The following is a 25,389-nucleotide window of genomic DNA, read 5'->3' as shown; positions in this document are numbered from 1 at the left end:
AGAGGCCCGGACCGAATGGGGAGGAAACAATGATGACGATGAAGAACGACACCGGCAGTGCCGTGTCGCGCCGCTCGTTCCTGCGGCGCGGCAGCGTGATGGCGGGGGGTGCGGCAGCCAGCACACTGGTCGCGGCACCCGCGGTCCTGGCGCAGTCGCCGATGGTGCTGAAGATGCAGACCAGCTGGCCCGCATCCGACATCTGGCAAACGATGGCGCAGCAATATGTGGAGCGGGTCGAGGCGATGTCGGGCGGCCGGCTGAAGATCGACCTTCTGCCCGCGGGCGCGGTCGTCGGCGCGTTCCAGGTCATGGACGGGGTCAGCGACGGGGTGATCGACATCGCCCATTCGGTCTCGGCATACTGGTACGGCAAGAACAAGGCAGCTTCGCTGTTCGGAACGGGTCCGGTCTTCGGCGGCGACCCGACCAACATGCTGTCATGGTTCTATCAGGGCGGCGGCAGGGAACTGTACCGCGAACTGACCCAGGACAACATGGGGCTGAACGTCATCGGCATGATGGGATTCCCGATGCCGGCGCAGCCATTCGGCTGGTTCAAGAACCCGATCAACAGCGCCGAAGACATCAAGGGCATGAAATACCGCACCGTGGGACTTGCGGCGGACCTGCTGCAATCCATGGGCATGTCGGTGGCGCAGCTGCCCGGCGGCGAGATCGTGCCCGCGATGGAACGCGGGGTGATCGACGCGTTCGAGTTCAACAACCCGTCCTCGGACATGCGTTTCGGCGCACAGGACGTGGCAAAGAACTATTACCTCGGCAGCTATCATCAGGCGTCAGAGGCGTTCGAGTTCCTGTTCAATCGCGACATGATGGAAACGCTGGACGAAGACCTTCGTGCCATCCTGGAACACGGCGTCGAGGCGGTCTCGACCTACAACACCGCCTACGCGCTGGACAATTATTCGTCCGACCTGCAGAAGCTGCGCGATTCAGGGGTCACGGTCCACAAGACGCCGGACGACATCCTGTCGGCACAGCTGACCGCATGGTCCGACATGATCGGCACGCTGGAAGAGGATCCGTTCATCAAGAAAGTGCTGGACAGCCAGCGCGACTGGGTCAAGCGCACGGTCTTCTATGAACTGATGGACAAGCCCGACTACACGCTGGCCTACGAACATTTCTTCCCCGGCGAACTGAAGCTGTAATCGGCAACAGGCCCTGCCCCGCCATGGCGGGGCAGGGCTGACCGAAAGGAATATCATGCGGTCCTTCATCCGGTTCGCCGACGGGCTGTCGGCGTGGTTCGGCAAGACGTTCGGCTGGCTGATCCTGCTGATGACCTTCGGCGTCAGCTATGAGGTCTTCGTGCGCTATGTCCTGAATAGCCCCACAAGCTGGTCGCTGGACGTGTCCTTCATCATGTACGGCACGCTGTTCATGATGGGCGGCGCCTATACATTGTCGCGCGGCGGCCATGTGCGCGGCGATTTCCTGTATCGCCTCTGGCCCGTGCGGGTCCAGGGTGCGGTGGATTTCGCCCTGTATCTGCTGTTCTTCTTTCCGGGCATAACCGCCCTGATCCTGTCGGGGTGGAAATATGCCAGCCGGTCCTGGCAATACGGAGAGGTCAGCGTCAACAGCCCCGCCGGCATCCCGATCTATCAGTTCAAGTCGGTCATCGTGGCGGCGGGCATCCTGCTGTTCATCCAGGGGCTTGCGCAATTGATGCGCAGCATCATCGCGATGCGTGACGGTGTCTGGGTTCAGGCCGAAGAGGATGTCGAGGAAACCGAACAGTTGCTGCTGCGCGAACAGGCGCCGCGGGCCGGCGTGCATGTCGACTGACATGCCCCACATCACCACGGAGACGCGCGCGTGACCGATCCGCAGATCGCCCTGTTCATGCTGGGCATATTCATCTTTCTGGTCTTTCTGGGCTTTCCCATCGCCTTCACGCTGATGGCGCTGGGAATAGGCTTTGGCTACTACGCCTATTTCGACGCCGCCCGCATGTGGCGCGGCATGGATCGCCTGCCCGAGGATGCCAGCTGGTTGACCCAGAAATGGGCCTGGCTGGAGGGCTTCTACAACAACCGAATATTCGATCTTTTCATCAACCAGACCTATACGGTGATGTCGAACGAGGTGCTGACGGCGGTGCCGCTGTTCCTGTTCATGGGCTATATCGTCGAGCGCGCCAATATCGTGGACCGGTTGTTTTCGACGCTGGCCATCGCGTCCCGCCGGATGCCGGGTTCGATGGGGGTCGCGGCACTGATCACCTGCGCGCTGTTCGCGACCGCGACCGGGATCGTCGGTGCGGTCGTGACGCTGATGGGCCTGCTGGCGCTGCCGGCGATGCTGAAGGCACGCTATGATCCCCGCTTCGCCAGCGGCATCATCTGCGCGGGCGGCACGCTGGGGATCCTGATCCCGCCCTCGATCATGCTGATCGTCTATGCCGCGGCGTCGGGGGTGTCGATCGTGCGTCTTTACGCAGGCGCGATGCTGCCGGGGCTGGTGCTGGTCGGCCTGTATCTGACCTATGTCATCGGCCGGTCGATCCTTCAGCCCTCCGTTGCCCCACGACCAAGCGAAGAAGAAGTGCCCTCGGTTCCGACCGGGAAACTGCTGCTGATGCTGGCGACGTCGTTCTTCCCGCTGGCCTTCCTGATCCTGGCGGTGCTGGGGTCGATTCTGTTCGGCCTTGCCACACCGACCGAGGCCGCCGCCATCGGCGCGTTGGGCGGCATGGTCCTGGCCGTGGTCTATCGCGCGATGACCTTTCAGCGGCTGCGCGAATCCGTCTACCTGACGGTTCGGACCACGGCGATGGTCTGCTGGCTGTTCGTCGGGTCCTACACGTTCTCGTCGGTCTTCTCGTATCTGGGCGGCGAACAGGTGATTTCCGAATTCGTCCGGGGAATGGACCTGACGCCTCTGCAATTCCTGCTGCTGGCGCAACTGATCATCTTCCTGCTCGGCTGGCCGTTGGAATGGTCGGAAATCATCATCATCTTCGTGCCGATCTTCCTGCCGCTGCTGGCGATGTTCAATATCGACCCACTTTTCTTCGGCATTCTTGTCGCCTTGAACCTGCAGACCTCGTTCCTGACGCCACCCATGGCCATGTCGGCCTATTACCTGAAGGGGATCGCCCCGCCCGAGGTCAAGCTGACCGACATCTTCTCGGGCGTGATGCCGTTCCTGCTGATGGTCTTCATCGCGATGGCCCTGATGTATATCTGGCCCGACATCGTCTACATGCTGCCAAGGATGATCTATGGTTCTTGATCCCGCTTCTCTGGGTGCGGTCGCGCTGCGCGACCTGATCGCCAGCGGCGCGCTGACGGCCGAGGCCGCGACCGCCGCCTGCCTGAAACGCATCGCCGAGACCGAGCCGCAGTTACAGGCCTGGGCCTATGTCGATGGCGAGAACGCGATCGCGCAGGCCCGCGCCCTGGACGCAAGGCGCAAGGCGGGCGCCGCGGTCGGATTGCTGCACGGCGTGCCCGTCGGCATCAAGGACGTGATCGACACCGCGGGAATGCCGACGCAATACGGCAGTCCGCTGGCCAAGGGCCGGGTGCCGCAGACGGATGCCCAACTTGTCGCGCGGCTGCGCGCGGCCGGCGCGGTCATCATCGGCAAGACGGTGACGACGGAACTGGCATTCCTGCAGCCTTCGGGCAGCCGCAATCCGCATGACCCGGCGCGCACGCCCGGTGGATCGTCGGCGGGATCGGCGGTCGCGGTCGCCTCGGGTCAGGTGCCGCTGGCGGTCGGAACCCAGACCGGCGGCTCGGTGATCCGGCCCGCATCCTATTGCGGGACGGTCGGCTTCAAGCCCAGCTTCGGGCTGATCGGTCGAACCGGCGTCCTGCCGCAATCGCCCTTCCTCGACACGGTCGGAGGCTTTGGACGGACGATCGAGGACGTGGCCCTGCTGGCCCAGGCGATGGCCGGGCACGATCCACAGGACGATGCGACGGACATGTGGCCCGTTCCGCGATTGCAGGAGGCCGCCGGCCAGCACCCCCCCCTGCCGCCCCTTCTGGCATTGGTGAACCTGCCCGGCGTCGAAGCCGTCATGGCCGATGCGATGTCCGAACTGGAAGGCGCGCTTGGCGATCGCGTCCACCGGGTCGATCTGCCGCCCGCGTTCACCGACGCAGAGCCGGCCCGGCGCCGGATCAATTTCGCCGAGATGGCGAAATGCTATTATTCGTTCGAACGACGTGGCGCCGCGCAGCTTTCGACGCAGATGCGGGACGCGCTTGAGGAAGGAAAGCAGATCCTTGCGCGCGACTATCTTGCCGCGCTTGACTGGCGGCAGGTTCTGAACGCCGGGATCGAGGAACTGCTGACCCGTTGCGACGCGATCCTGTGCCCCGCCGCCACCGGCCCGGCGCCGCTGCTGTCCGACAACACCACCGGGTCGGCGGCGATGAACGGTCCATGGACGTTGTGCGGCGTTCCCGCGATCACCCTGCCGCTGATATGCAGCGATGAAGGGATGCCGATGGGGGTGCAGCTGATCGGACGACGCGGCGATGATGCGCGGCTGCTGCGTGTGGCCTCGTGGCTGATGTCGCGGATGGCTGAAACGGATGATGCCGAACAAAGGAGAGTGGGGTAATGGACAGGATCATGGCGCTGGTCGCCTATGCCGTTCTTGCAGCCTTCCTGATCATACTGGTCTGGCATGTGCCACGGTTTGATCTGGGCGGGGTCGTTCTGCTGACGCTGGTCTTCGCGGGATTTGACGCCGCCGCCGTAATGCGCAGCCATCGCAAATCCGGTCATGTCGCAGGGGACGACGCGCAACGGCCCTGACAGGACCATACGTGCTGCCCGCGAAAGGCCAGCCATGACCTGAAACCCGACGCTATCTCCCGATTTTATTGGTGACCCCGGCAGGATTCGAACCTGCAACCTGCCCCTTAGGAGGGGGCTATTCAACACCATCTTTTCCTTTTCTTGTCATCAGCTTATGGGATTTCCGGCTTTGCTTCTGTTTAGGTTTTGTTCGAAACCGACGGCGAATTTCCTCTTCATCGGTCTCAGAATGGGCATAGATGCTTAGAGGAAGTGTTGGGTCTGACCATCGGCCAGCCTTGGCTGCTGTGACGGGATCAACCTTTTGACGCACCACCAACTCAGTGAAAAATCCATGACGCCCTGCGGCGTGTGCCGACAGATATGGAATTCCCGCCTGCTTACAGATTGTTATCCAACGTTTACGATACCCCGTGGGGGTTCCGTATCCAAAGAGACGCTCGTCTAACAGCTTGCCAGTTCGAGGATTCCTTGTACGCTTTGGCGGCAGAGCTTCAATTTCTGCCATCATCTCTTTGGTTACTGCTACCCAAACCTCTTTGTGGCCCTTTTGCGACTTTAGCCGTATTCTTAATTCTGCGGCGTTCACGTCGACGACAGGCCTGATGCTGATTGCCTGATCTATTCGAGCAGCGGTTTCGAACATAAAGCGGACAAGCGCCGCGTTGTGCGGGTCTGCAGCAGCACAAAATGCATCGACCCAAGCTTTGTTCGAAGGCTTTCTTTCGACCCGACTATTTTTCCCGCGCTTCTTGTCTTGGTAGTTACGTTCCTCAGGCGTGTAGTGACTTACCCGTATGGGAGGCGTTCTCTTCAGTTTATGCAAATTGTTTATGACGGCTCGTGCTGGCGTAACAATTTCACGCCACCAGGTATCTGTTGCGGCGTCTGGCTTAATGTCTGCCCCCAGCTGCTTTAGTTGCTCCTCGGTTATGTCAGCGACAGGTAAGTGCCCGATTATCTTGGTAATCGGAATTAGCTGCTTTGCCGACTTCTTGGTCGCGCGATAAGCGAGTACTGCTTCGGCAAACGTGAACATCTTTTCTTCTCCGAAAAGATGTCGGCGAATCTGAATTTCAGTTTCCCGGGCTATCCAGTCCCATGCGCCAGCTTCCGTAAGTGAGCCAGTGCTTTTGTAGTATGAGCGGGTGATTGGTCTTCCGTTATATTCGACTCTACCCTTCGCATAGAAGTATTTACTGTCTTTGCGGACGCACGGCTCGAGAGACATTCTGTACCTTCCGTCAAAATCGTATCCATTTGAGATGACGTAATAATCATCGCATTCCCGAGCTTGAGGCGTGCGCCCAGTCGGTTCGCATAGGCCCTCAGCGTACGCTCCGTAGTGAGAATGCCGCGCGTGGCCAACTCCTCTACCCACTGAGCAGGCGTCATGGCATTATCGAGAACTTCTGAGCTGACGCGAATGCGCTCCGATCCCGCTGTCTCTGGCCGCACGGAGGTCATTCGGTCGTCCCTCCTGTTCCGCGCGCAAGGTAGTGTTCCCATGCGCCAATCGGAATCTTGGGGTTTCGTTTCCCCGGTGATGTGAAAACGTGGGCCAGTTGCCCGGTCTTGATCAAATAGCGAACATTGCTCACGGGGATGCCGATGCGTTCCGCCATTTCCTTTGGTGTTTCGACCTTCTCCGTCGCCTTGAGTTGCTCTTGGGCCAAGCTTCTTCCTCCGATGCAAAGGTCATCAGACCACCAAACTAATGGCAGCAGAGGTTTCCGCTTTGCTCACAGTAGAAAGCAAAGCTACTCTAGAGATGACTGATTCGACGCTCAGAACGTCGTATGGCGTCTAAATGAGATAAATGACCACAAATGGGGTCATGTCAAGCATGGAGAACTCCTTTGGGAGACATTTCTGCACTAGGGGATCGACTATCAACGCTCCGAAAGGCTGCTGGTCTGTCGCAAAGCGAGATCGCCGAAAAGCTGGGTATCAGCCGAAGCAGTTATCAATACTACGAGCGGAACGAACGGGACCTGCCCGCTTCACTTCTGTTCAAGCTTTGCGAGTTCTTCGATGATGACGCCCATCGTATTTTAACTGGGCAGCCTTCTAAGCTCATCATGCGGCGGATCGAGGAGATTTTTACCTTGATCGACGAGTATGAGGAAGATGTCGATGTCGAGTTCAAACCCGACGCAAGGCTGCGGGTGCTGGTGAAAGTGCTGCGCGATGATTTTCGCACGCACCCTTCCACGACTCGCGGCGAAGTCAAAGACGAAATAGACAGCTTGTATAGGATGCTGAAATGATTGTTTTTCAAAAACTTACACGACTAGCCAATCGCGCAGTTTTTACCGAAACCGGCCCGAAAAGTGTCAAGCGAGGGCCCGGTGAAGCCAAGCCGCTAAGACCGCAAGCCAGCAGATTGCAAAAGGAACTCACATCCAGAAGGCTGCGCCATCATTACGTAGTGGCTCAGGTATGTATGGTGACGACTTTAGCACTTTGGGTAGCCGCTCCGATTTTGCCAAGCTCAAGTGAGCATCTCGATATGTCCGCAATACGCCTCAGCCTCCATTTAATCGCGCTGATGACAACTTTCGGAGGCTTGTTTCAGGCTTGGGCAATGAGCAGGACCACGATTACTCTCGATGCAATATGAACAGCACTTTCCATATATAGCCATTCAAATGCGGAAAGTTCCCAAAAAATCCCACGACTGACAGGAAGATAATTTGAAAATCATCGATAATATTTCTGTCCTCTTGGGAGATGAGCTGAAAGCAGGGTCTGAAGCGGGTGCAAAAGTTCGAGTGGCGGCCAGTTGTTTCTCAATATTTGCATACGAAGCGCTTCGGGATGAATTGGAAAACGTCGAAGAGCTCGAGTTCATTCTGACAGATCCGACATTTATTCCGAACGAAGCTCTCGGGCGTTCGAGAAAAGAGAAACGAGAGTTCTTTATCCCGAAACAGCTCAGGGAAACCGCGCTGTACGGCACCGAATTTGAAATTCATCTTCGGAATAAATTGACCCAAAAGGCCATTGCAAAACAGTGCGCGGACTGGATCCGGAGGAAAGCCACCTTCAAATCCAATGCTACTGACGCCCCGATGCAGCAATTCGCGACTATCGAAGCGCGCAAAGGAAACAAGGTTTTCTCGCCTATCAGTGGGTTTTCAGCGGTCGATTTGGGCTACCAGCCTGGCAACGCTGTTTCGAATTTCACGCATGCCTTCGAGGACGACCTTTCGGCAAGAACTTATCTTTCGTTATTTGATCAGGTCTGGGCCAACCCCGCAAACGTTCAAGATGTGACGGATCAAGTCCTTCAGCACATTGAGGCCGTTTACCAAGAGAATTCGCCGCAAAGGATTTACTTCCTGATCCTGTATAACATCTTCAGGGAATTCCTTGAGGAGGTCGACGAGGATGTGCTGCCCAATGATCAAACGGGATACTTGGATAGTCTCGTCTGGAACAAGCTGTTCAACTATCAACGAGACGCTGCAACCGGGGTAATTAACAAGCTGGAAACCTATAACGGCTGCATCCTTGCGGACAGCGTCGGCTTGGGAAAAACGTTCACCGCGCTCGCTGTCATCAAATACTATGAGCTACGGAACAAATCTGTCCTGGTTCTCTGCCCCAAAAAGCTTGCTGACAATTGGCGCAACTACAACACGAATCTCAAGACAAACCTGTTTGCAGCCGACCGCTTCAACTATGATGTCCTCTGCCACACCGACCTCTCCAGAACATCGGGTGAGTCACTGGGCATCCCACTCGATCGGGTCAATTGGGGTAATTATGATCTGGTCGTCATCGATGAGTCTCACAACTTCCGAAACAACGACGTCTACAAGGATCGAGAAACTCGGTACCAGAAGCTGATGAACAAGGTCATCAGATCCGGCGTGAAGACAAAAGTTCTGATGCTTTCCGCGACCCCCGTTAACAACAGGTTCACCGACCTTCGCAACCAGCTCGCATTGGCATACGAGGGGCATTCTGACACGTTGAGCCGCAACCTGAAGACCAAATCCAGTGTTGAAGAGATTTTCCGGAAGGCTCAAGCCGCCTTCAACACCTGGTCAGAGCTCCCCCCAGCGGAACGCACGGCACAATCCATTCTTAGAGCGTTGGATCTTGATTTCTTCGAGCTCTTGGACTCGGTGACAATTGCGCGTTCTCGCAAGCATATTGAGCAATTCTACGACACTGCCGACATCGGGCAATTCCCCGAGCGTAAGAAGCCAATTTCCCATCACCTCCCGATCACGTTCCGCGAAGATGTCGTGGGATTTGACGAGATTTACAGCGACCTATCCCTTCTAAAAATGGCTGTCTACGCACCGGTGAACTACATACAACCGAGCCGCCTTAGGAAATATGAGGAGCTCTACGACACCAAGACAGAAGGCTCCAAAGGTACGCTGCGCCAGGCCGATCGCGAGCGCAGCCTGCAAGCGCTGATGACGACGAACCTTCTGAAGCGCCTTGAAAGTTCTGTAGAGGCATTCCGCCTCACATTGGGTGCGCTGGACCGAAACATTGGCGCTATGCTGGAGGCCATCGACCGGTTCGAGGCGAGTGGCGGCAATGGCAGGATCGAAGATGTCTTCAATGACATGGACAACTTGGATACCGACGATGATGACCTGTCGGGACTTGGCGAATTCACGATCGGCAAGAAGATCCAAATCGACCTCGCTGATATGGATATCCCGACGTGGAAAGCTGACTTGGGCGGTGACCGTGAGATCATTCAGGGCCTCTTGGCTGAGATGGAAAAGGTTGGCGTTGAAGAGGACGCCAAGCTCCAGCACCTGATTGACGTCATCAAACAGAAGATGGCCTCCCCCCTGAACCCAGGCAATCGCAAGGTTCTGATCTTCACCGCCTACGCGGATACCGCCGAATATCTTTATCGCCACGTCGCGCCCGCTCTCAAAGGCGCGAGGGGGTCCGAGACGGGCATTGTCACAGGCTCAGGGAACCCCAAGACGACCTTGAAGCCACATTACGACTTCCAGTCGGTTCTGACGCTCTTCGCCCCCAAAGCGAAAGAGAAGGCGCTGATCATGCCAGAGGTGCCAGAAGAGCTGGACATCCTCATCGGCACCGACTGCATCTCCGAAGGGCAAAACCTTCAGGACTGCGACTACCTGATCAACTACGACATTCACTGGAACCCGGTTCGCATCGTCCAGCGCTTTGGCCGGGTTGACCGGATCGGCTCGCCCAACACCGCCATTCAGTTGGTCAACTACTGGCCCGACATCTCGCTCGACGAATACATCAACCTCAAGGAACGCGTTGAAAACCGGATGCATATTGTCGATCTGACTGGCACTGGCGAAGACAACGTGCTGACGGCGAAAAGCAGTGACGTCGCCTATCGCAAGGACCAGTTGCAGCGCCTACAGGAAGAGGTGATTGAGCTCGAAGACGTCAAAACCGGCGTTTCCATCACAGACCTCGGCCTGAACGATTTCCGCATGGACCTGCTGAACTACACCAAGGAACATGGCGATCTGGCGGGCCAACCCAAAGGCCTGCATGCCATCGTCCCGTCCAATCCTGCCAAGGGACTGCGATCCGGTGTGATCTTTGCTCTGCGCAACATCCACCCTGATGTGAACGTCAACCAACAGAACCGGCTGCACCCCTACTATCTGATCTATCTCGACAACGACGCGAACGTCATCGCCGACCACACCGAGGTGAAGCGCTTGCTCGACCTGATCCGCTCAAGCTGCAAGGGTCTGGACAAACCGATCAAGGCGCTCTGCGACGCCTTCAACGCGGAAACCAAGGATGGGCGTGAGATGGGCAAGTATTCCGAACTGCTCAGCGACGCGATCAAATCCATGATCGAGGTGAAGGAAGAGCGCGACCTCGACAGTCTCTTTTCCGGCGGGCACACCACGGCGCTGACCCACACCATCGCAGGGCTCGATGACTTTGAACTGCTCGCCTTCATTGTCGTGAGGGATCCTGCATGACCGCGCTCTACGACTACCCCAAATCGACGCTTCTGAAACGTGTCGTGCCCAAAACGCGGATCTACGACCGCGTGCAGGCCACCACCGCGCTCAAGGACAAATTCGTCGCGCAGGTGGACCAGATCACATGGCGCGCCAAACTGGCCTCGGAAACGATCAACCTGCCCGCCACCAAATCCGTGCCGGAAATACAGGTCTTCCGCGTAACGCTGAAAACCGATGCGGTGCAGGACGATGTGCTGAGGGCCATCGACCGCGCCATCCCCTTTCCGATCCTGTTCGAACTGGAACAGGACGGCCAGATCCAAATCGCCGCCGCCCATAAACGCCCGTCAGAGGCGGACGCGGGCAAATGGGTGCTCTCGGACTATCTGCGCTCGGATCGGTTGCCGATCGATACGCCGCGCAGCCCATTGCCAGTGGCGCTGAACCTTGGCGTGCTTTATGAACAGATCCTGACGGCGCTCATGCCGATTGTGCCGCAAACGGCGGAATCCTTGAGCGCGCGGATGGACCGGACGCACGCGCTGAAAACCAAAGAGCGTGAGATCAGCCAGCTGAAATCCAAGTTGAAACGCGAGACGCAATTCAACATCAAAATGACATTGCACGGTCAACTGCGTGAGGCGCAGGCAGACTTCGAGCATCTGAAAAAGCCGGAATAGGCCCAAGAAACGAACGTGGGGACGAGAATGAGTGACGAGATCGAAAAGCTGAAAATGCACAGCCCTGACCTGACGCAGGACAACATCGCCAAAATCCGCGCGCTCTTCCCCGGCTGCGTGACCGAGGCGGCGGGTGAGGATGGCAAACTGCGTCTGGCGGTGGATTTCGATCAGCTGCGGCAGGAACTGTCGGACAGCATCGTCGAGGGGCCGCAGGAACGCTATCACCTGAACTGGCCGGGCAAGCGCGAGGCGCTGATCACCGCCAACGCCCCCATCGCCAAAACCCTGCGCCCCGCGCGCAATGAGTCCGTGGATTTCGACACCACCCAGAACCTGTTCATCGAAGGCGACAACCTTGAGGCACTGAAGCTGCTGCAAGAGACCTATCTGGGCAAGGTCAAGATGATCTACATCGACCCGCCGTATAACACGGGGAATGACTTTGTTTACGATGATGAATTTACGGAAGAAGCTTCAGAGTTCTTCCGTAAGTCTTCGCAGATTGATGAACAAAGCAATCGTCTCGTTGCAAATCCGGAGTCGAAAGGCCGGTTTCACTCTGCTTGGTTAAGCATGATGTATCCACGGCTCCGTTTGGCGAGAAACCTCTTGTCCGATGACGGGGTAATCTTCGTTAGCATTGATGATGGCGAAGTCTCCGGCTTGAAGAAGATGTGCGACGAAGTGTTTGGCCCACAGCTGTTTATTGGGTGCTTCGTTTGGAAAAGTCGCCAAAATAAAGACAACCGAAACGTCACCAATGCCTCGATCGATCACGAGTACATTCTGTGCTACGGGCAGGCCATTCGCGGCGAAGCGCGAAACACGTCACAATACTCAAACGAAGACAATGATCCCCGAGGGGCTTGGACCAGTGCAAACATGGTCGGCATTGCTACCGCTGATCGCCGACCAAACCTTCATTACGACCTAATCGATCCTGCAACAGGAACAAATTACGGCTGTCCCCAAATGGGATGGAGGTATGATCGTAAGACAATGGCACGTCTCATCGAAGAGGAGCGCGTTCTTTGGCCTTCTTCTGCAGATGGCAGACCAAGACGGAAAGCGTTCCTTGACGACCTTACTTCTGACTTTACTGGGTTTTCGTCCTTGATTGCGCCGGGTGTCTACACGAGAGATGGCACCGCCGACATAATGGACCTATTTAACCTTAGGGTTTTTGATTTCCCCAAGCCCGTAGAGTTGATGCGCATTCTGGTTGAGCAAGCCTCGGGGCCGGGAGACATTGTGGTCGACTTTTTTGCTGGTTCTGGAGCAACCGCTCATGGCGTTCTTGCCCAAAATGCCTCTGATCATGGAAACCGGAAGTTTGTTTTGGTCCAACTGCCGGAGGTACTCGATCCTGAGAACGGGAACCAAAAAACAGCCGCGGATTTCTGCGTGTGTCATAGCCTTCCACAGAATATCGCCGAACTAACCAAAGAACGCATCCGCCGCGCGGGTCAGAAAATCCTCGAAGGGGAGTGTCACCCTGATTGGAACAAGGATGTCGGCTTCCGCGTGCTCAAAATCGACAGCTCCAACATGGCCGATGTGTTCTACACGCCGGATCAGACCGCGCAGGCCGATCTGCTGTCGCGCGTGGACAACATCAAACCCGACCGCACAGCCGAGGATCTTTTGTTCCAGGTCCTGCTCGACTGGGGCGTTGACCTGACCCTGCCCATCCGCCGCGAAACCGTTCAGGGCAAAACCGTCTTCTTCGTCGACGACACCGCCCTGATGGCCTGTTTCGACGATGATATCTCTGAGCAGCTGGTCAAAGAGCTGGCAGGCCACGCCCCCATGCGGATCGTGTTCAAGGACACCGGCTTTGCCGACGACCAGACCAAGATCAACGTGCGCCAGATTTTCAAAGCCATGTCGCCCGACACCGAAGTGAAGGCGATTTGAGTTCATGGACGCCACCGCCCTGAATCAAAAACTGACCGAACTGATTGCCACCTGGGAGAACGAGGTGGTCGAGTTCAAGGAAGTGTCGAATGACTATGACACCGACAAGATCGGGCGTTACTTCTCCGCCATGGCCAATGAGGCTAACCTAAGTGATGTCAGTACGGGATGGCTGGTGTTCGGTGTCAACAACAAGACCCGCTCTGTGGTTGGGACCGGCTACCGCCCCGAACGTGAACGCCTTGACGGATTGAAGCAGCAGATCGCCCAAGATGCCGACCCTCGGACAACCTTCCGGCAAATCCATGAGGTTGAAGTGGATGGTAAGCGGGTCGTCATGTTTGAAATTCCCGCCGCGCCGCGTGGTATCCCAATTGCGTGGAAAGGGCATTATTACGCGCGTTCCGGCGAAAGCCTCGCGCCATTGGGTATTCCGAAGCAGGACGAAATTCGTTCTCAGGCGTCAGCTGGTGACTGGACAGCACAGCTGGTCGAGGGGGCTACGCTGGATGATCTGGACCCCGCCGCAGTCGAGCGCGCGCGCGCGAACTTTGCGCAAAAGCACCAGAACCGCATTGATCCGGAGGACGTCCGGGGATGGCCCGTCGCAACCTTGCTGGACCGGGCCAAGGTAACTCAACGCGGACAGGTGACCCGCGCAGCGCTATTGCTGTTAGGGCGCGCCGAGAGCGCCTATTTGCTTTCCCCACACCCTGCGCAAATGACATGGAAACTGGTGGGCCAAGAAACCGCGTATGAGCATTTCGGCCCGCCCTTTCTTCTGACGACATCGCAACTCTATCAACGCATCCGCAACATCCAGCTGCGGCTCTTGCCCGATGATGAGCTGCTGCCACATGAGGTATCGAAATACGATCAGAAGGTTGTGCTTGAGGCGTTGCATAACTGCATCGCCCACCAGGACTATGGCCAAAACCAGAGGGTCATAGTTACCGAAAAGCCGGATCGGCTTGTGCTCGAAAATGCTGGCCGGTTCTTTGAAGGTGAACCCGAAGACTATGTTCGCGGCGACAAGACACCACGCGGATATCGAAACCCGTATCTGGTGCAGGCGATGGTTGAGCTGAACATGATCGACCAGATGGGCTATGGCATCCAACGGATGTATGAAACCCAGCGCAAACGCTACCTCCCCATGCCAGATTACGAGGTTTCCGGCGATGCCGTCGTGATGACACTCTATGGTGGCGTGGTTGATCCAGCTTATACCCGCGTACTGATGGAAAACGGCGGGTTGCAGCTGACGGACGTGTTGGCTCTGGATCGCGTACAGAAAGGCCTGGAAGTGCCGGACGCAGCGATTCAAGCGCTTAGGCGCAAGAAATTGATCGAAGGACGTAAGCCTCGTCTTCGGGTATCAGCAGCTGTCGCAGCGGCTTCTGCAAAGAAAGCCGAATACATCAAGACTCGTGCATTTGATGACCAGCACTACGCGGACATGGTGGTCGAATTTTTACGAAAGTTTGGTAGCGCTTCACGAAAGGACATCGACGCTCTGCTCTGGGACAAGCTGAGCGACGCTTTGGACGACAAGCAAAAAAGAAACAAAATTGGAAACCTTCTCAGCAACTTACGCGCAAAAGGGGTGATTTCCAACGCGGCCTCCAAGACTTCGCCGAAGTGGGAGCTACAAGAATGAAACAAGAACACCCTACGAAAGAAAGTAAGAAAGAAACGCTGAATTTAAGAAAGCGTCGCTCATGAAGATCAAGTTCAAGTCGCAACCCTATCAGACAGCGGCGGTCGAGACCGTGGTCGATTGCTTCGAAGGTCAGCCCAACACGGCGGCCCAAGTCTATCGGATCGACCCCGGTGTCCGCGCGCAGATGCGCTCCGACGAAGACGGCTTTCGTAATGCTGACATCGCACTGCCTGCGAGCCAGGTTCTGGAGAACATCCGTAAGGTACAACAGCGCCAGAACCTGCCCCTGTCCGAGAGCCTGAGCACCTTTGTCGATGACAAGGGCAAGCCCAAGAAGGCGAGCTACAAGGCGGGCGCGGCCATCAACCTCGACATCGAGATGGAGACCGGCACGGGCAAGACCTATTGCTATATCAAATCCATCTTCGAGATGAACAAACGCTATGGCTGGTCCAAGTTCATCATCATGGTGCCGTCGATTGCGATCCGCGAAGGCGTGGCCAAGTCACTGGAGATGACGGCAGAGCATTTCGTCGAAAGCTACGGCAAGAAGGCGCGTTTCTTCATCTACAACTCCAAGCGGCTACACGAGCTGGAGAGCTTTTCCTCGGACGCGGGCATCAACGTGATGGTGATTAACGTGCAGGCGTTCAATGCGTCAGGCGCTGACAACAGGCGGATTTATGAGGAGCTGGATGATTTCCAGTCCCGCCGCCCCATCGACGTGATTGCCAAGAACCGCCCCATCCTGATCCTGGACGAGCCGCAAAAGATGGAAGGCACGGCAACCCAGAACGCTCTGCCCAAGTTCAACCCGCTGTTCATCCTGCGCTATTCAGCAACCCACAAGACCATCCACAACAAGGTGCATCGTCTGGATGCGGTTGATGCATTCAGCCAGAAGCTGGTCAAGAAGATCGAAGTGCGCGGCATTCAGGCCAAGGGTCTGACAGGCACGAATGCGTATCTCTATCTGGAAGGCATCCAGATTTCCAAAAGCGACCCAGTTGCGCGAGTCGAAATGGAGGTGAAAACCAACTCGGGCATCAAGCGGGTGCTGCGGAAGATTGAGAAGGGCCGCAACCTATTTGATCTGTCCAAGGGGCTCGATCAGTACCGGGACTTCGTTGTCTCTGACATCGACGCGCGCGTGGATGAGGTGCATTTTACGAACGGAGCGGTTCTGAAGGCCGGTGAAGCCAGCGGCGACGTCACGGAGCGCGACATCCGCCGCATTCAGATCCGCGAGACCATTGCAGCCCATCTCGAGCGCGAAAAGCAGTTGTTCGCCAAAGGCATCAAGGTGTTGTCGCTGTTCTTCATCGACGAAGTGGCGAAGTATCGGGACTACGATGCTGAGGACGAAAAAGGCGAATATGCCCGCGTCTTCGAAGAGGAATACGAAGCGCTGAAAGCCGAATATCTTGGCGAGTTGCCCTTGGAGGATGAGGCCTACCGAAAGCACCTGGACAGCATTGACGTCGGCGCGACCCACAACGGCTATTTCTCGATCGACAAGAAGGGCAAGCTCGTTGATCCAAAGGTCAAAGCGCGCGGTGAGTTCGCCGGATTGACGGATGACGTTTCAGCCTACGATCTGATCCTGAAGGACAAGGAGCGGCTGCTTTCCTTCGAAGAGCCGACGCGGTTCATCTTCTCCCACTCTGCGTTGCGCGAGGGCTGGGACAACCCGAACGTCTTTGTGATGTGCATGCTCAAGCACAGCGATAATACCATATCGCGTCGCCAGGAGGTTGGCCGGGGTCTGCGCATTTCGGTCAACAAGAACGGCGACCGCATGGATCACGCAGCAACCGTGCATGACATCAATGTCCTGACCGTGGTGGCTAGCGAAAGCTACAAAGACTTTGTTGGCGGCCTTCAGAAAGAAATCGCCGAAAATCTGTCGGAGCGCCCACGCCAGGCGAACGCCGAGTACTTCGAAGGCAAGTCGATCACGGTCAACGGCAGTGAAACCACTGTGTCAAAGGACATGGCCAAACGCATCGAGCGGTATCTCGTCAAGAACGACTACATCGATGACAACGACGGCATCACAAAAGCGTATCATGAGGCGCGTGAGGCGGGCACGCTGGCTTCATTGCCCGATGAACTTCTCGACCAACAGGAACAGATCCTGCAGCTGATCGATACCGTCTTCAACGGAAGCCAGCTCGAGAACATGATGGGCGATGGCCGCAAGCCCAAGGCCATCCCGCGAAACAAGAACTTCGAAAAGAAGGAGTTTCAGGAGCTTTGGCAGCGCATTAACCGGAAGGCAGTCTATCAGGTTGAATTTGACTCCAACGATCTGGTCCAACGCTGCGTCAATGCTTTGGATCGGGATCTCGTTGTATCGCCTCTGCAATACGTCGTCACCGAAGGCAAACTTTCAGATGAGCTAACTGAGGCCCAACTTCGAACCGGAGCTGCATTTAAACAATCGGGTATCCGTAGTGAGGAAAGCAGCTCTGCTCACTCGCTCGTTTCATATGACGTCATCGGCAAACTTGCTGAAGGAGCGGATTTGACGCGTGGGACGATCGGGAAAATCCTGACCGGAATGAGCGCTGCGAAGTTCTCGACGTTCCAGGCCAACCCCGAACAATTCATCTCTGAGGCCTCACGCATAATCAAAGAGCAGAAGGCCACGACTGTCATCGAGCATCTTACCTATGATGCAACTGCCGACAGATACGACACCGATATCTTCCCCGCGACCCAGACTGGCACTGATCTGACGCAAGCCGTCGGGAAGTTGCGAAACCACATCTATGACTATGCCGTGGTCGACTCTGGGGTCGAACGCAAATTTGTCGAAGACCTGGATACAAGCGATGAAATCGTCGTCTATTCGAAGCTACCGCAGGGGTTTCTCATCCCCACGCCTGTCGGGGATTACAATCCCGACTGGGCGATAGCTTTCAAAGAGCAATCAGTCCAGCACATCTATTTTGTTGCGGAAACAAAGGGCTCCCAGCCATCCCTCAAGTTTCGCGAGTTGGAGCTAGAAAAAATCAAGTGCGCCAGAAAGTTTTTCGAGGAAATTGCAAACAGCGTCCCGAATGATCGGGTACAGTATGATGTTGTGTCAGACTTTTCTGAGCTCATGTCTGCAGTTCGGGGAAGATAATGCTAGTGAACGAGTGGGCTGAGTTAAGGATATATCCTGATTTTAAACGGAAGCAGGATGAAACTTGCTCATCCTTACCTCAGTATCCTTCATCTTCTTCACTGGGGATGACCAACTCAACATGACTGACCCCAAGCGCCTGCGCCAGCTCGTAGAGCGTGATCACGGTCGGGTTGCGCTTTCCTCGTTCCAGGCCACTCAGGTACTGCTGACTGAGGCCCGAGCGTTCCTCGATCTGCTCCTGCGTCAGGCCCTTCTCCCGACGCAAGCGTGCAAAATTTCGACCGACCAATTTGCGCATATCCATGCGCGACAAGGTCGCGGTTTACATACTTTATTGTTATCAACTATAATATGTAATTGATTGATTTTCTCGTTTATGGAAAGGCCGCCACATGATCCTCAAACATCTATCTGTGAGCCTGATTGCTGCCCTAGTCGCCCTGCCAGTCCACGCAGAGGACTCACTTGTGGTCATGCCCGCCCCTGCCGAACGCCCGTACCCATACGAAATCCTCGGCCTGCAACCTGGCGACCCACTGGACGATGTTCTGGCCGCCTACGCAGAACGCAGCGACGCTGCTCCAACAAGCGAGAGCGAAGTTCTGCGGGTGCAATCTCCGGATGGCTCTGTGTTCGAGTTTACCTATCAGCTTTTCACACGGATCGGGGATGTCGGCATCAATGGGCGGCTCGCCAAGGTCGCACAGGACCAGGTGACTGCCACGCTGTCTTCGGATGTCATGGAACAACGTCCGATGGCGATCCATCGCAGTATTCGCCAGCCAAGCGACGAGTTGCCGGAGCCACTGGCGCTCAAAGCGCAAATCGAAGAGACCTATGGCCCGCCTTCACGCGTTGAAATCAATGGACGTGAAATGGTTCTCACCTACGCCTGGAGCACAGAAGGCTTTATCGCTGATCTTGATGCACTTGGTTCGATCACTCACGAGGAAACAACGTCCTCGGGTGGCAAGAGCATCACGGAATACGAGCTTTGCGGCTCGGCCAGTCACTATCGCAACACTGTCGAATATCGCTTTGAGTATCCGCGCGACAAGCTCATCAAACCGGGCTGCCTCGCCACATTCACCGTCAGCTATCACGGCGATCCCGGCATGACCTCCATCGGCTTTTCACTGGTGGATTACGAACTTGGCCGTCAGCACATGGCAGAGCTGGATCGTCAAATCGTCGAAGCCCTGACCGGCAAAACGGTCGAAGCCTCAGACATGGACCTGTAGTCGTGGATGGCCAAATCTCTCGAACTGCGCTATGAAGCCCACATGATCACAGTACGCGCACATATCACCCTGATTTAGCGCCCGCAAAACGGCGGGCGGCTTCGAGCTGTTCGCCGAGAGATGATCTGCCATCACCGCAACGCTTCTGACGCCGCCGCCATCGGGTATGACGGAGGCAAGGACATGACCAACTGGTACACGGCAGACACCCATTTCGGGCATGAGAAGGTCATCTCGCTTTGCGGGAGACCTTTTCGTAATGCTGGTCACATGGACACGGTGCTGATTGAAAACCTTTGGTCCAAGGTCCGCCCAGAGGATGACCTCTGGATCATTGGCGACTTTGCCTTCGGCCCAAAGGCCAAAGAGACCAGCTATCTCGAAGCCATCTTCGGGCAGCTTCCCGGCGCGCGCAAACATCTGGTCGTTGGAAATCACGATCTGGAACCGACGCTGGCCTTACCCTGGGACAGCATCTCGCAACTTGCGGAGGTCAAGGATGGCCCCGACAATCAGGCGCATACCCTGTGCCATTACCCCATGATCACCTGGAACCGCGCCCGGCGTGGCGCGCTTCAGATCTTCGGGCACGTCCACAACAATTGGAAAGGCTCGCGCAACAGCGTCAACGCGGGCGTCGATGTCTGGGATTTCATGCCCGTTCGTTTCGAGGATATTGCCCGCCGCGCCAAAACCCTGCCCGTGAACAAGCATTGGGCGGATGTCGAGCACAAGGCGAAGGATTTCTGATATGTCCCGGTCCTACCGAAAAACCCCGATCTGTGGGATGACCATCGCCGCGAGCGACAAGGTATTCAAGAAAGCCGAGCACAAACGCGCCCGCCGCGCCGTGAACGCGCGCGACCTGACGCTGGATGACGCCCCGATGGGCAAAGAGTTTGGCAACCCATGGGGCGCACCTAAAGACGGGAAGCAATGGATCGACGCCAGTCGCTTCCCCAAGATCATGAGAAAGTAAGAGCTATGGCGAGGTTTCTGGTCTGGAGCGACCTGCATGACGAATTCTGGGAAGGTTTCGATCTGCCCGACCTGTCCGCGCCAGTGGACGGCGTGCTGATTGCGGGCGACACCCATACGATGGGCCGCCATCTGGAAATCCCTGCAAGGGCGGCGCGCAAATACGGCTGCCCGGTTGTGGTGATCTGGGGCAACCACGAACCTTACGGCTCGGTCTGGTCAGAGTTGTTGGTCGAAGAAGAACGGCAGCTTGCGGTGTTCCGCGCCGAAGGTCTCGATATCCGTGTGCTGCATGGCGCGGCTACCGAGGTCGCAGGGGTGCGCATCATCGGCGCGCCGCTCTGGACGGACCTGAAGCTCTATCCGGAATTGGAAGAACTGGCCTATCGGGTCGTGACGCAGGGACTCAATGATTACCACAATATTAGTATGTCGCCGGGCAAACTGATGACCGGCGAGGATATGTTGGCCTTACACAAGCAAGACAAGGCGGCGGTTTTCGATGCTTTGCGCCGCCCCTTCAGTGGTACAACGCTGGTCATGACCCACCATCTGCCCATCAGCAAACTGGTCCACCCAGGCCGCACAATCGGACGCGCCGAAAAGCGCGCCATGAACGCGGGCTTTGCCAGCGATCTTTGGGACGAGATCAAGCAGTTCGATATTCATAGTTGGATATGTGGGCACAGCCATGACAACCAAAATCGTGTTGGCGATGGCGATCATGGTTCGATCCATTTCGTGATGAATGCACGTGGCTACCCGGGCGAGGGCACGCCGTTCGACCCGGCCTATGTTCTCTCAACGGACATAGACGGCCCCGGATTGCCAAAGCCGCCACATAAAGCAAAGTCTGTTCGACCTGCGCCGGACGAGACCTATTTCGGGTTGGAGATCGTCAACGACAGATGCGTGCGTCAAGCAGATATTGCCAAACTGCCATTCTACGACTTTTGGCGTCAAAGCTCACTCGGATCGGGGCACCCCATGGACCGCGAAACGGGCGAACCTCTGGTCTGGCTGCACGATTGGGAATCCTTTTGCCGGATGTTCATCCTGACCGGGCGGCACCGGCTCATGAAGGATGATTGTAAACGATAGGCGGACACTTTAGTCCCGCCGGAAACCCCACAATCGCTCGATACCTGGCGTCTCGCTCATGTGGATTTTCCGGCTACCGTTGCACCCGGCCTCGCCTGACATCGCCCCCCATAAGGCAGGGGAAGGCGTGGCCCGGTGTTGACATGATAGTCAATGAATGTCCGCTTCACGACTAATCACGCTGGCGGTCCGTATCCTGCGGCGCCTCCGTTTCCTGTGCCTGCGGCGTTTCCGCCTTCTCTGGCGCTTTGGCAAGCTCTTCCAGAAATCCAGAGTCTTCCATGTCTCGCACGGTGTCCTGGATTTGCGCCACGATCTGATCGATGAAGCTCTTTTCGGTGCTCATGGTCATGTCCTTTCGTTTGCTTAGAATTTCGGGTCATAAGAGAAGGGCGCGGATGTCGTGCCTCTCGGCTTAGGTTTGCTCTGCTTAACTTCGTTCCGCTGCGCAGATCGCAGGGTCAGCCAGTCTCCAACAGCCGCCGCAACTCCGCCTGCTGCCGCTCCAAGGCGGTCAAGCGTTTCTCCAAGTCGATCGCGAAGCGATTGAATGCGCGATGCAAAGTCTCGAACTCGCTCGGTGAAGCGCTGGCGCTCCTCAAACCAGCCTCGAATGTCGTGTTCAGTTCTTCGACAGCGCGCAGCAATGCGGTCTCGAAGGGCGTCAGTTGCGGGTGTGCCATGGTTTACCTCGTTACTGCGGTCTCGACGCAGATTTCGCCGCCGTTCAGGTTGGGGATCGGACAATCGGCCAGCGTGACGCCACGCGGCAGGCTCAGCACCCGGCCCAAGCCGCCAGGGCCACGGCTCACCCTCGCCCCTTCCAGACCGAACATCGCCAGCCCCGGCTCGGGCGTCGTGTTCTGCGGCTCGGGAAAGGTCAGTTGCACCGCCATCAAGAGCACCCAAGAGGTCAGCAAGACCCCGGCCAGATAGCTCGGCAGCATGGTCTTCCATGTCACCGTGCGCCATTCCTTCCGGCTGGCTTCCAGTTCGGCTGTCGCTTGCCGTATTTTGCGCGCCTGTTCCTCGACCTGGGCGGCCGTCCGGTCGCGGATCATCTCGCTCAGCTTTTCGAGGTCGCGCATATCGCGCATGATTTTTTGCTGCGCGGCGCTCAACGCTTGCGACAAATGTTGCTCGAAGCCGTTCAACATCTCCTGGGTCTGGGCTTCGGTCGCGTTGGTTTGGGTCGCGACCTTCGCTTGCAGGCTTTGAAGCAAAGTATTCATCTGCGGTCCAGTCTTCATGGAATATCCTGTCCTCAAGGCGGAATGTGTTCTGGCTGTCCGAGGTGCCCGCGACGCGCATGGTGATGCGAGTGTCGTGCCTGCGGGGCTTGCCTCCTCGGGCCTCTTCCGCATCGGCCTTGCGGCGTTTCTCAAGCTGTTTTTCGGTCAGCGGTTTGAATTCGAGGCCGTCCAATTCGGTGAGGGCCGAGCGGACATCAGCATGGTTGCGAATATCGCCAGCTTCGATCTGCTGGACGATCAGCGTCTGGATTGTTTCCTTGATCTGCTTCCGGTCGCCGAAATCGAACACCGGCTTCACCATGCGCTTTAGGGAGTGTTCCTCTGGGCTAATCCAGCCCTCACGGGTGTTCCAGTAGTCTCGAAAGGCGTTGAAATACGCTTCCGATCCCGGCGGTGCCGGGTTGAACGAGCGGTTGCCGTAAAGTTCGACGCGCGGGATCAGGAAATGCAGCTCGACATTGCCCATATGTGTATGGCGCACCCAGAGAGCATTTGCCTGATCCCTCTCCAATCCTGCGAAGGCGGCTTTCTCGAAATCTGCCATCACAGCCGCCTGCTGTGCTTCGGAGGGATCGTCGTCAGCATGGAAGGCCACCACGCCGCTGGTGTAACGCCATCTCCGGCTGTTGCTGTCGATCAGGTGGCGGGTGAGGTCAGGGGGGCCCGCCAGAACCTCTGGCAGCACATCGCGGCGAACGGTCTGGCCCGCGATGCGTTTGCGGTCTTCGGTATAGGCGGCGACCTCCTCGGCCAGCAGGTACTCGACCGCCGCCCCACCCGAGCCATCACCATGGGCAAAGAAGCGCACCATCATCGCGAATGCTCCGCGACGATCTCGGCAAGCTGCCGGTCCAATGTCATCAAGAGTGTGCACACCGCGAGCAGGTCGATAGCGCGCCCCGCCTTGCGGTCTGTGTTGATGGCGCGAGCGATCTGGTTCAAATTGCTGCCCGCACGCCCAACCGCCGCCAGCAGCACGGGATCGACCTCTGGAGGTCGCGCCCGCCGCTGCATCGGTTCAGCGGACAGAACATGGCGGGCATACTCGGACAAGGATCGCTCTTGGGCGCGGGCTTTGCTGAGCCACGCCGCCCGCTCATCCGCAGTACAGCGCACCCGCAAAACCAGATCACGCACCGGACGCTGTGTCGTCTCTCGCGGGCTCATGCCAGCCACCTGAGGCGCTCTGCGCCGGGCTTGGGGTCGAGGGGAAAGGGCCTGCCCATTCCCTCGCAAGGTGCATGTCGCGTAGCTACATGCGTAACCTTGCTCTCTTTCTCTGAGGACAGACTGGGGCAATTCATGGGTTGCCTCCCGAACGAAGCAACGCATGTGTCAGCTCTCCTACCAAGCCGTCGAGAACGGCGATCTGTCTGGCTTCTTTTCGGGCCATCCCTGCAAAGGAAGCGGCTGCGTTCTTCCTGCCAAAAGGCCCATCTCTCTGCGAATTTCGATCTGCCACGATCAGGCAAAGCGCGGTCCTTGCCTCGCCAATCTGCGTGCATCTCTCTCGCCACAACCGGCTGGAAATGCCTAACTCGTAGACCCGATCAAGCACCGCCCGCATAACTACGTTCCAATCGGGCGGCCTACCGCAGGCATAAAAATCGATATACTCGCCCAGCTTCGTTCCGGCCAAAAGCCGGGCATGGGCCGGGCTGGTGTTCAACCGCCTCTCCTCCCTCGGCTTCTTGGCGATACGAGTTTTGTTTTTCTTTTCTTCATTCGTATTGAGTCGGACATTTTCGTCTGACTCGACGGTCAACTCTGGCTGACCGCCAACTGCCGAAAAATCTGCAAGCACGGCTTCCAGCGCCTCAGCGACTTCCTGCATTTTTTTGATGTCACTCAGCTCGGTGGGCCGACGACGCGGCAGAATGCAGGTCGCCGCCGCATCCGCATCAGCGCTATCCAGATCCCGTATTTGCCGAAAGAGGCCCTGAATATGCTCGCGCAACCGCTTGCGGTCTTCATCGGCCTGCATCTGACGGCTGACCAGCAACCGAATGTACTCCGCCTTCTCGATAAGCGGGGCCAGGTTGATGCCCGCTGCACGCTTGATCATACCATCAACGCGATCACCGGAGCGGCTTTTGCGCTCCGGGTATGTGCGTTTGATCAGGCCTACGTCAACCAGTTCAGCTTCAATCCTGGTAATCTGGCGCTTCGACAATCCAAAGAGATCGGCAAGCCGCTCCAGCGAATGCCAGATGGCGCAAATCCTGCCTTGCTGGAAATCGGACGGTTGGCAGTTGTCGATTGCGAATTCGAGATACTTGAGCGCGCCGCTCGACAGGCCAAGAGCGATCCTCGCCTGTAGTAGTAAAGGCTTCAGTCGGTAGGGTGTCATGTCGGCAGGTAAGCCGTTGTGCGTCAACCGAATACTCATGACGCGCCGCCCGGCAGCAGTTTGCGGCCTCGATTACTGGTTGCTTCAACGTCGAGATTTGGGGTAAAGTAGAGAAGAACGCTGGAGGCTTTTACTGTAGATTTGATCCCGGTTTCGGTTGCCGCCGAACCGGGATTTTTCTGTTCGATTGGCAGGTAAGAACCAGCGCTAGGCAAACTTGGCTGTAGAGGTTTTGTAGCGACGTTCTCTGCATGTTCTCGGAAAAAAGCCGCAAGATACTGCACAATCTTGCAGAGTGCGGGAT

The 25,389-nt window shown here is 57.0% G+C and carries 25 protein-coding genes and 1 tRNA gene; 16 read left to right on the top strand and 10 right to left on the bottom strand.

Translation table 11 applies throughout. The features are described from left to right. Positions 1-32 precede the first annotated feature (32 nt). The 5 genes from J7359_RS07955 to J7359_RS07935 are packed head-to-tail and all read left to right on the top strand — an operon-like array spanning position 33 to position 4,806. Complete coding sequence (locus J7359_RS07955; protein ID WP_209056110.1) at positions 33-1,175, top strand: TRAP transporter substrate-binding protein; 1,143 nt, start codon at positions 33-35, stop codon at positions 1,173-1,175. Between the two features lie 55 nt (positions 1,176-1,230). Next, entirely contained in the window at positions 1,231-1,815 is a 585-nt protein-coding gene (locus tag J7359_RS07950) for a TRAP transporter small permease subunit (protein ID WP_209056109.1), read from the top strand. A 30-nt stretch (positions 1,816-1,845) separates the two neighbouring features. Further along, a complete protein-coding gene (locus J7359_RS07945) occupies positions 1,846-3,264 on the top strand; it encodes a TRAP transporter large permease subunit (RefSeq protein WP_209056108.1) in 1,419 nt (472 codons plus the stop codon). Then, positions 3,254-4,609, top strand: coding sequence for an amidase (locus tag J7359_RS07940; protein ID WP_209056107.1), 1,356 nt, complete (start codon positions 3,254-3,256; stop codon positions 4,607-4,609). The genes J7359_RS07945 and J7359_RS07940 overlap by 11 nt, the downstream gene beginning before the upstream one ends. Then, on the top strand, positions 4,609-4,806 hold the full coding sequence (locus tag J7359_RS07935) for a hypothetical protein (RefSeq protein ID WP_209056278.1): 198 nt from the start codon (positions 4,609-4,611) through the stop codon (positions 4,804-4,806). The genes J7359_RS07940 and J7359_RS07935 overlap by 1 nt, the downstream gene beginning before the upstream one ends. A 69-nt stretch (positions 4,807-4,875) precedes the next feature. Here J7359_RS07935 and J7359_RS07930 read toward each other — a convergent pair. The 3 genes from J7359_RS07930 to J7359_RS07920 form a co-directional block, all read right to left on the bottom strand. Beyond that, positions 4,876-4,955 (bottom strand) — tRNA-Ser (locus J7359_RS07930). Then, complete coding sequence (locus tag J7359_RS07925; protein WP_247740261.1) at positions 4,925-5,848, bottom strand: tyrosine-type recombinase/integrase; 924 nt, start codon at positions 5,846-5,848, stop codon at positions 4,925-4,927. Before J7359_RS07925 ends, J7359_RS07930 begins: the two co-directional genes overlap by 31 nt. Positions 5,849-6,272: 424 nt before the next feature. Further along, positions 6,273-6,485 (bottom strand): hypothetical protein, encoded by a 213-nt coding sequence (locus tag J7359_RS07920; protein ID WP_209056105.1) that lies wholly within the window; start codon positions 6,483-6,485, stop codon positions 6,273-6,275. Between the two features lie 183 nt (positions 6,486-6,668). On the opposite strand from J7359_RS07920, the gene J7359_RS07915 reads away from it, so the two are divergent. From J7359_RS07915 to J7359_RS07890, 6 genes are all read left to right on the top strand, one after another. Continuing rightward, a complete protein-coding gene (locus J7359_RS07915) occupies positions 6,669-7,079 on the top strand; it encodes a helix-turn-helix transcriptional regulator (RefSeq protein WP_209056104.1) in 411 nt (136 codons plus the stop codon). Positions 7,080-7,505: 426 nt separating this feature from the next. After that, on the top strand, positions 7,506-10,778 hold the full coding sequence (locus J7359_RS07910; protein ID WP_209056103.1) for a helicase-related protein: 3,273 nt from the start codon (positions 7,506-7,508) through the stop codon (positions 10,776-10,778). Beyond that, on the top strand, positions 10,775-11,443 hold the full coding sequence (locus J7359_RS07905; protein WP_209056102.1) for a DUF4391 domain-containing protein: 669 nt from the start codon (positions 10,775-10,777) through the stop codon (positions 11,441-11,443). Before J7359_RS07910 ends, J7359_RS07905 begins: the two co-directional genes overlap by 4 nt. 27 nt (positions 11,444-11,470) lie before the next feature. Next, entirely contained in the window at positions 11,471-13,363 is a 1,893-nt protein-coding gene (locus J7359_RS07900) for a site-specific DNA-methyltransferase (RefSeq protein ID WP_209056101.1), read from the top strand. 4 nt (positions 13,364-13,367) lie between these two features. Beyond that, entirely contained in the window at positions 13,368-15,023 is a 1,656-nt protein-coding gene (locus J7359_RS07895; RefSeq protein WP_209056100.1) for an RNA-binding domain-containing protein, read from the top strand. Between the two features lie 61 nt (positions 15,024-15,084). Further along, the gene (locus J7359_RS07890) at positions 15,085-18,159 is read left to right on the top strand and encodes a DEAD/DEAH box helicase family protein (RefSeq protein ID WP_209056099.1); all 3,075 of its coding nucleotides are present in this window, start codon (positions 15,085-15,087) and stop codon (positions 18,157-18,159) included. A gap of 79 nt (positions 18,160-18,238) precedes the next feature. Here J7359_RS07890 and J7359_RS07885 read toward each other — a convergent pair whose 3' ends face one another. Further along, positions 18,239-18,466 carry a helix-turn-helix transcriptional regulator gene (locus J7359_RS07885; protein ID WP_209056098.1) on the bottom strand — a complete coding sequence of 76 codons (228 nt, stop codon included), beginning with the start codon at positions 18,464-18,466 and terminating at the stop codon, positions 18,239-18,241. Between the two features lie 88 nt (positions 18,467-18,554). On the opposite strand from J7359_RS07885, the gene J7359_RS07880 reads away from it, so the two are divergent. From J7359_RS07880 to J7359_RS07865, 4 genes are all read left to right on the top strand, one after another. Beyond that, positions 18,555-19,403: a hypothetical protein gene (locus J7359_RS07880; RefSeq protein ID WP_209056097.1), complete on the top strand. Its 849-nt coding sequence runs from the start codon at positions 18,555-18,557 to the stop codon at positions 19,401-19,403. Between the two features lie 270 nt (positions 19,404-19,673). Continuing rightward, on the top strand, positions 19,674-20,153 hold the full coding sequence (locus tag J7359_RS07875) for a metallophosphoesterase (protein ID WP_247740260.1): 480 nt from the start codon (positions 19,674-19,676) through the stop codon (positions 20,151-20,153). 37 nt (positions 20,154-20,190) lie between these two features. Further along, complete coding sequence (locus tag J7359_RS07870) at positions 20,191-20,382, top strand: hypothetical protein (protein ID WP_209056095.1); 192 nt, start codon at positions 20,191-20,193, stop codon at positions 20,380-20,382. 5 nt (positions 20,383-20,387) lie between these two features. Continuing rightward, positions 20,388-21,482 (top strand): metallophosphoesterase, encoded by a 1,095-nt coding sequence (locus tag J7359_RS07865; protein WP_209056094.1) that lies wholly within the window; start codon positions 20,388-20,390, stop codon positions 21,480-21,482. Positions 21,483-21,654: 172 nt separating this feature from the next. On the opposite strand, the gene J7359_RS07860 is transcribed toward J7359_RS07865, so the two are convergent. The 3 genes from J7359_RS07860 to J7359_RS19885 form a co-directional block, all read right to left on the bottom strand. Beyond that, positions 21,655-21,828 (bottom strand): hypothetical protein, encoded by a 174-nt coding sequence (locus J7359_RS07860; protein ID WP_209056093.1) that lies wholly within the window; start codon positions 21,826-21,828, stop codon positions 21,655-21,657. A gap of 115 nt (positions 21,829-21,943) precedes the next feature. After that, the gene (locus J7359_RS19890; RefSeq protein WP_247740259.1) at positions 21,944-22,165 is read right to left on the bottom strand and encodes a hypothetical protein; all 222 of its coding nucleotides are present in this window, start codon (positions 22,163-22,165) and stop codon (positions 21,944-21,946) included. Positions 22,166-22,168: 3 nt separating this feature from the next. Then, entirely contained in the window at positions 22,169-22,732 is a 564-nt protein-coding gene (locus J7359_RS19885) for a coiled-coil domain-containing protein 22 (RefSeq protein ID WP_247740258.1), read from the bottom strand. On the opposite strand from J7359_RS19885, the gene J7359_RS19880 reads away from it, so the two are divergent. Next, entirely contained in the window at positions 22,731-23,045 is a 315-nt protein-coding gene (locus J7359_RS19880; protein ID WP_247740257.1) for a hypothetical protein, read from the top strand. The genes J7359_RS19885 and J7359_RS19880 overlap by 2 nt on opposite strands. Positions 23,046-23,545: 500 nt before the next feature. Here the strand turns inward: J7359_RS19880 and mobC are convergent, their stop codons facing one another. The 3 genes from mobC to J7359_RS07840 all read right to left on the bottom strand — a co-directional run bounded on the left by mobC (position 23,546) and on the right by J7359_RS07840 (position 25,369). After that, positions 23,546-23,902 carry a plasmid mobilization relaxosome protein MobC gene (gene mobC / locus J7359_RS07850; RefSeq protein ID WP_209056091.1) on the bottom strand — a complete coding sequence of 119 codons (357 nt, stop codon included), beginning with the start codon at positions 23,900-23,902 and terminating at the stop codon, positions 23,546-23,548. A 133-nt stretch (positions 23,903-24,035) separates the two neighbouring features. Then, a complete protein-coding gene (locus J7359_RS07845; RefSeq protein ID WP_209056090.1) occupies positions 24,036-25,124 on the bottom strand; it encodes a helix-turn-helix domain-containing protein in 1,089 nt (362 codons plus the stop codon). Continuing rightward, complete coding sequence (locus tag J7359_RS07840; protein WP_209056089.1) at positions 25,121-25,369, bottom strand: hypothetical protein; 249 nt, start codon at positions 25,367-25,369, stop codon at positions 25,121-25,123. Before J7359_RS07840 ends, J7359_RS07845 begins: the two co-directional genes overlap by 4 nt. Between the last annotated feature and the right edge of the window lie 20 nt (positions 25,370-25,389).

This window comes from Paracoccus sp. R12_2 (genome assembly GCF_017744015.1).
Lineage (GTDB): Bacteria > Pseudomonadota > Alphaproteobacteria > Rhodobacterales > Rhodobacteraceae > Paracoccus.
The sequence above is the reverse complement of the archived record's forward strand: the minus strand, read 5'-3'. Positions and strand labels throughout refer to the sequence as shown.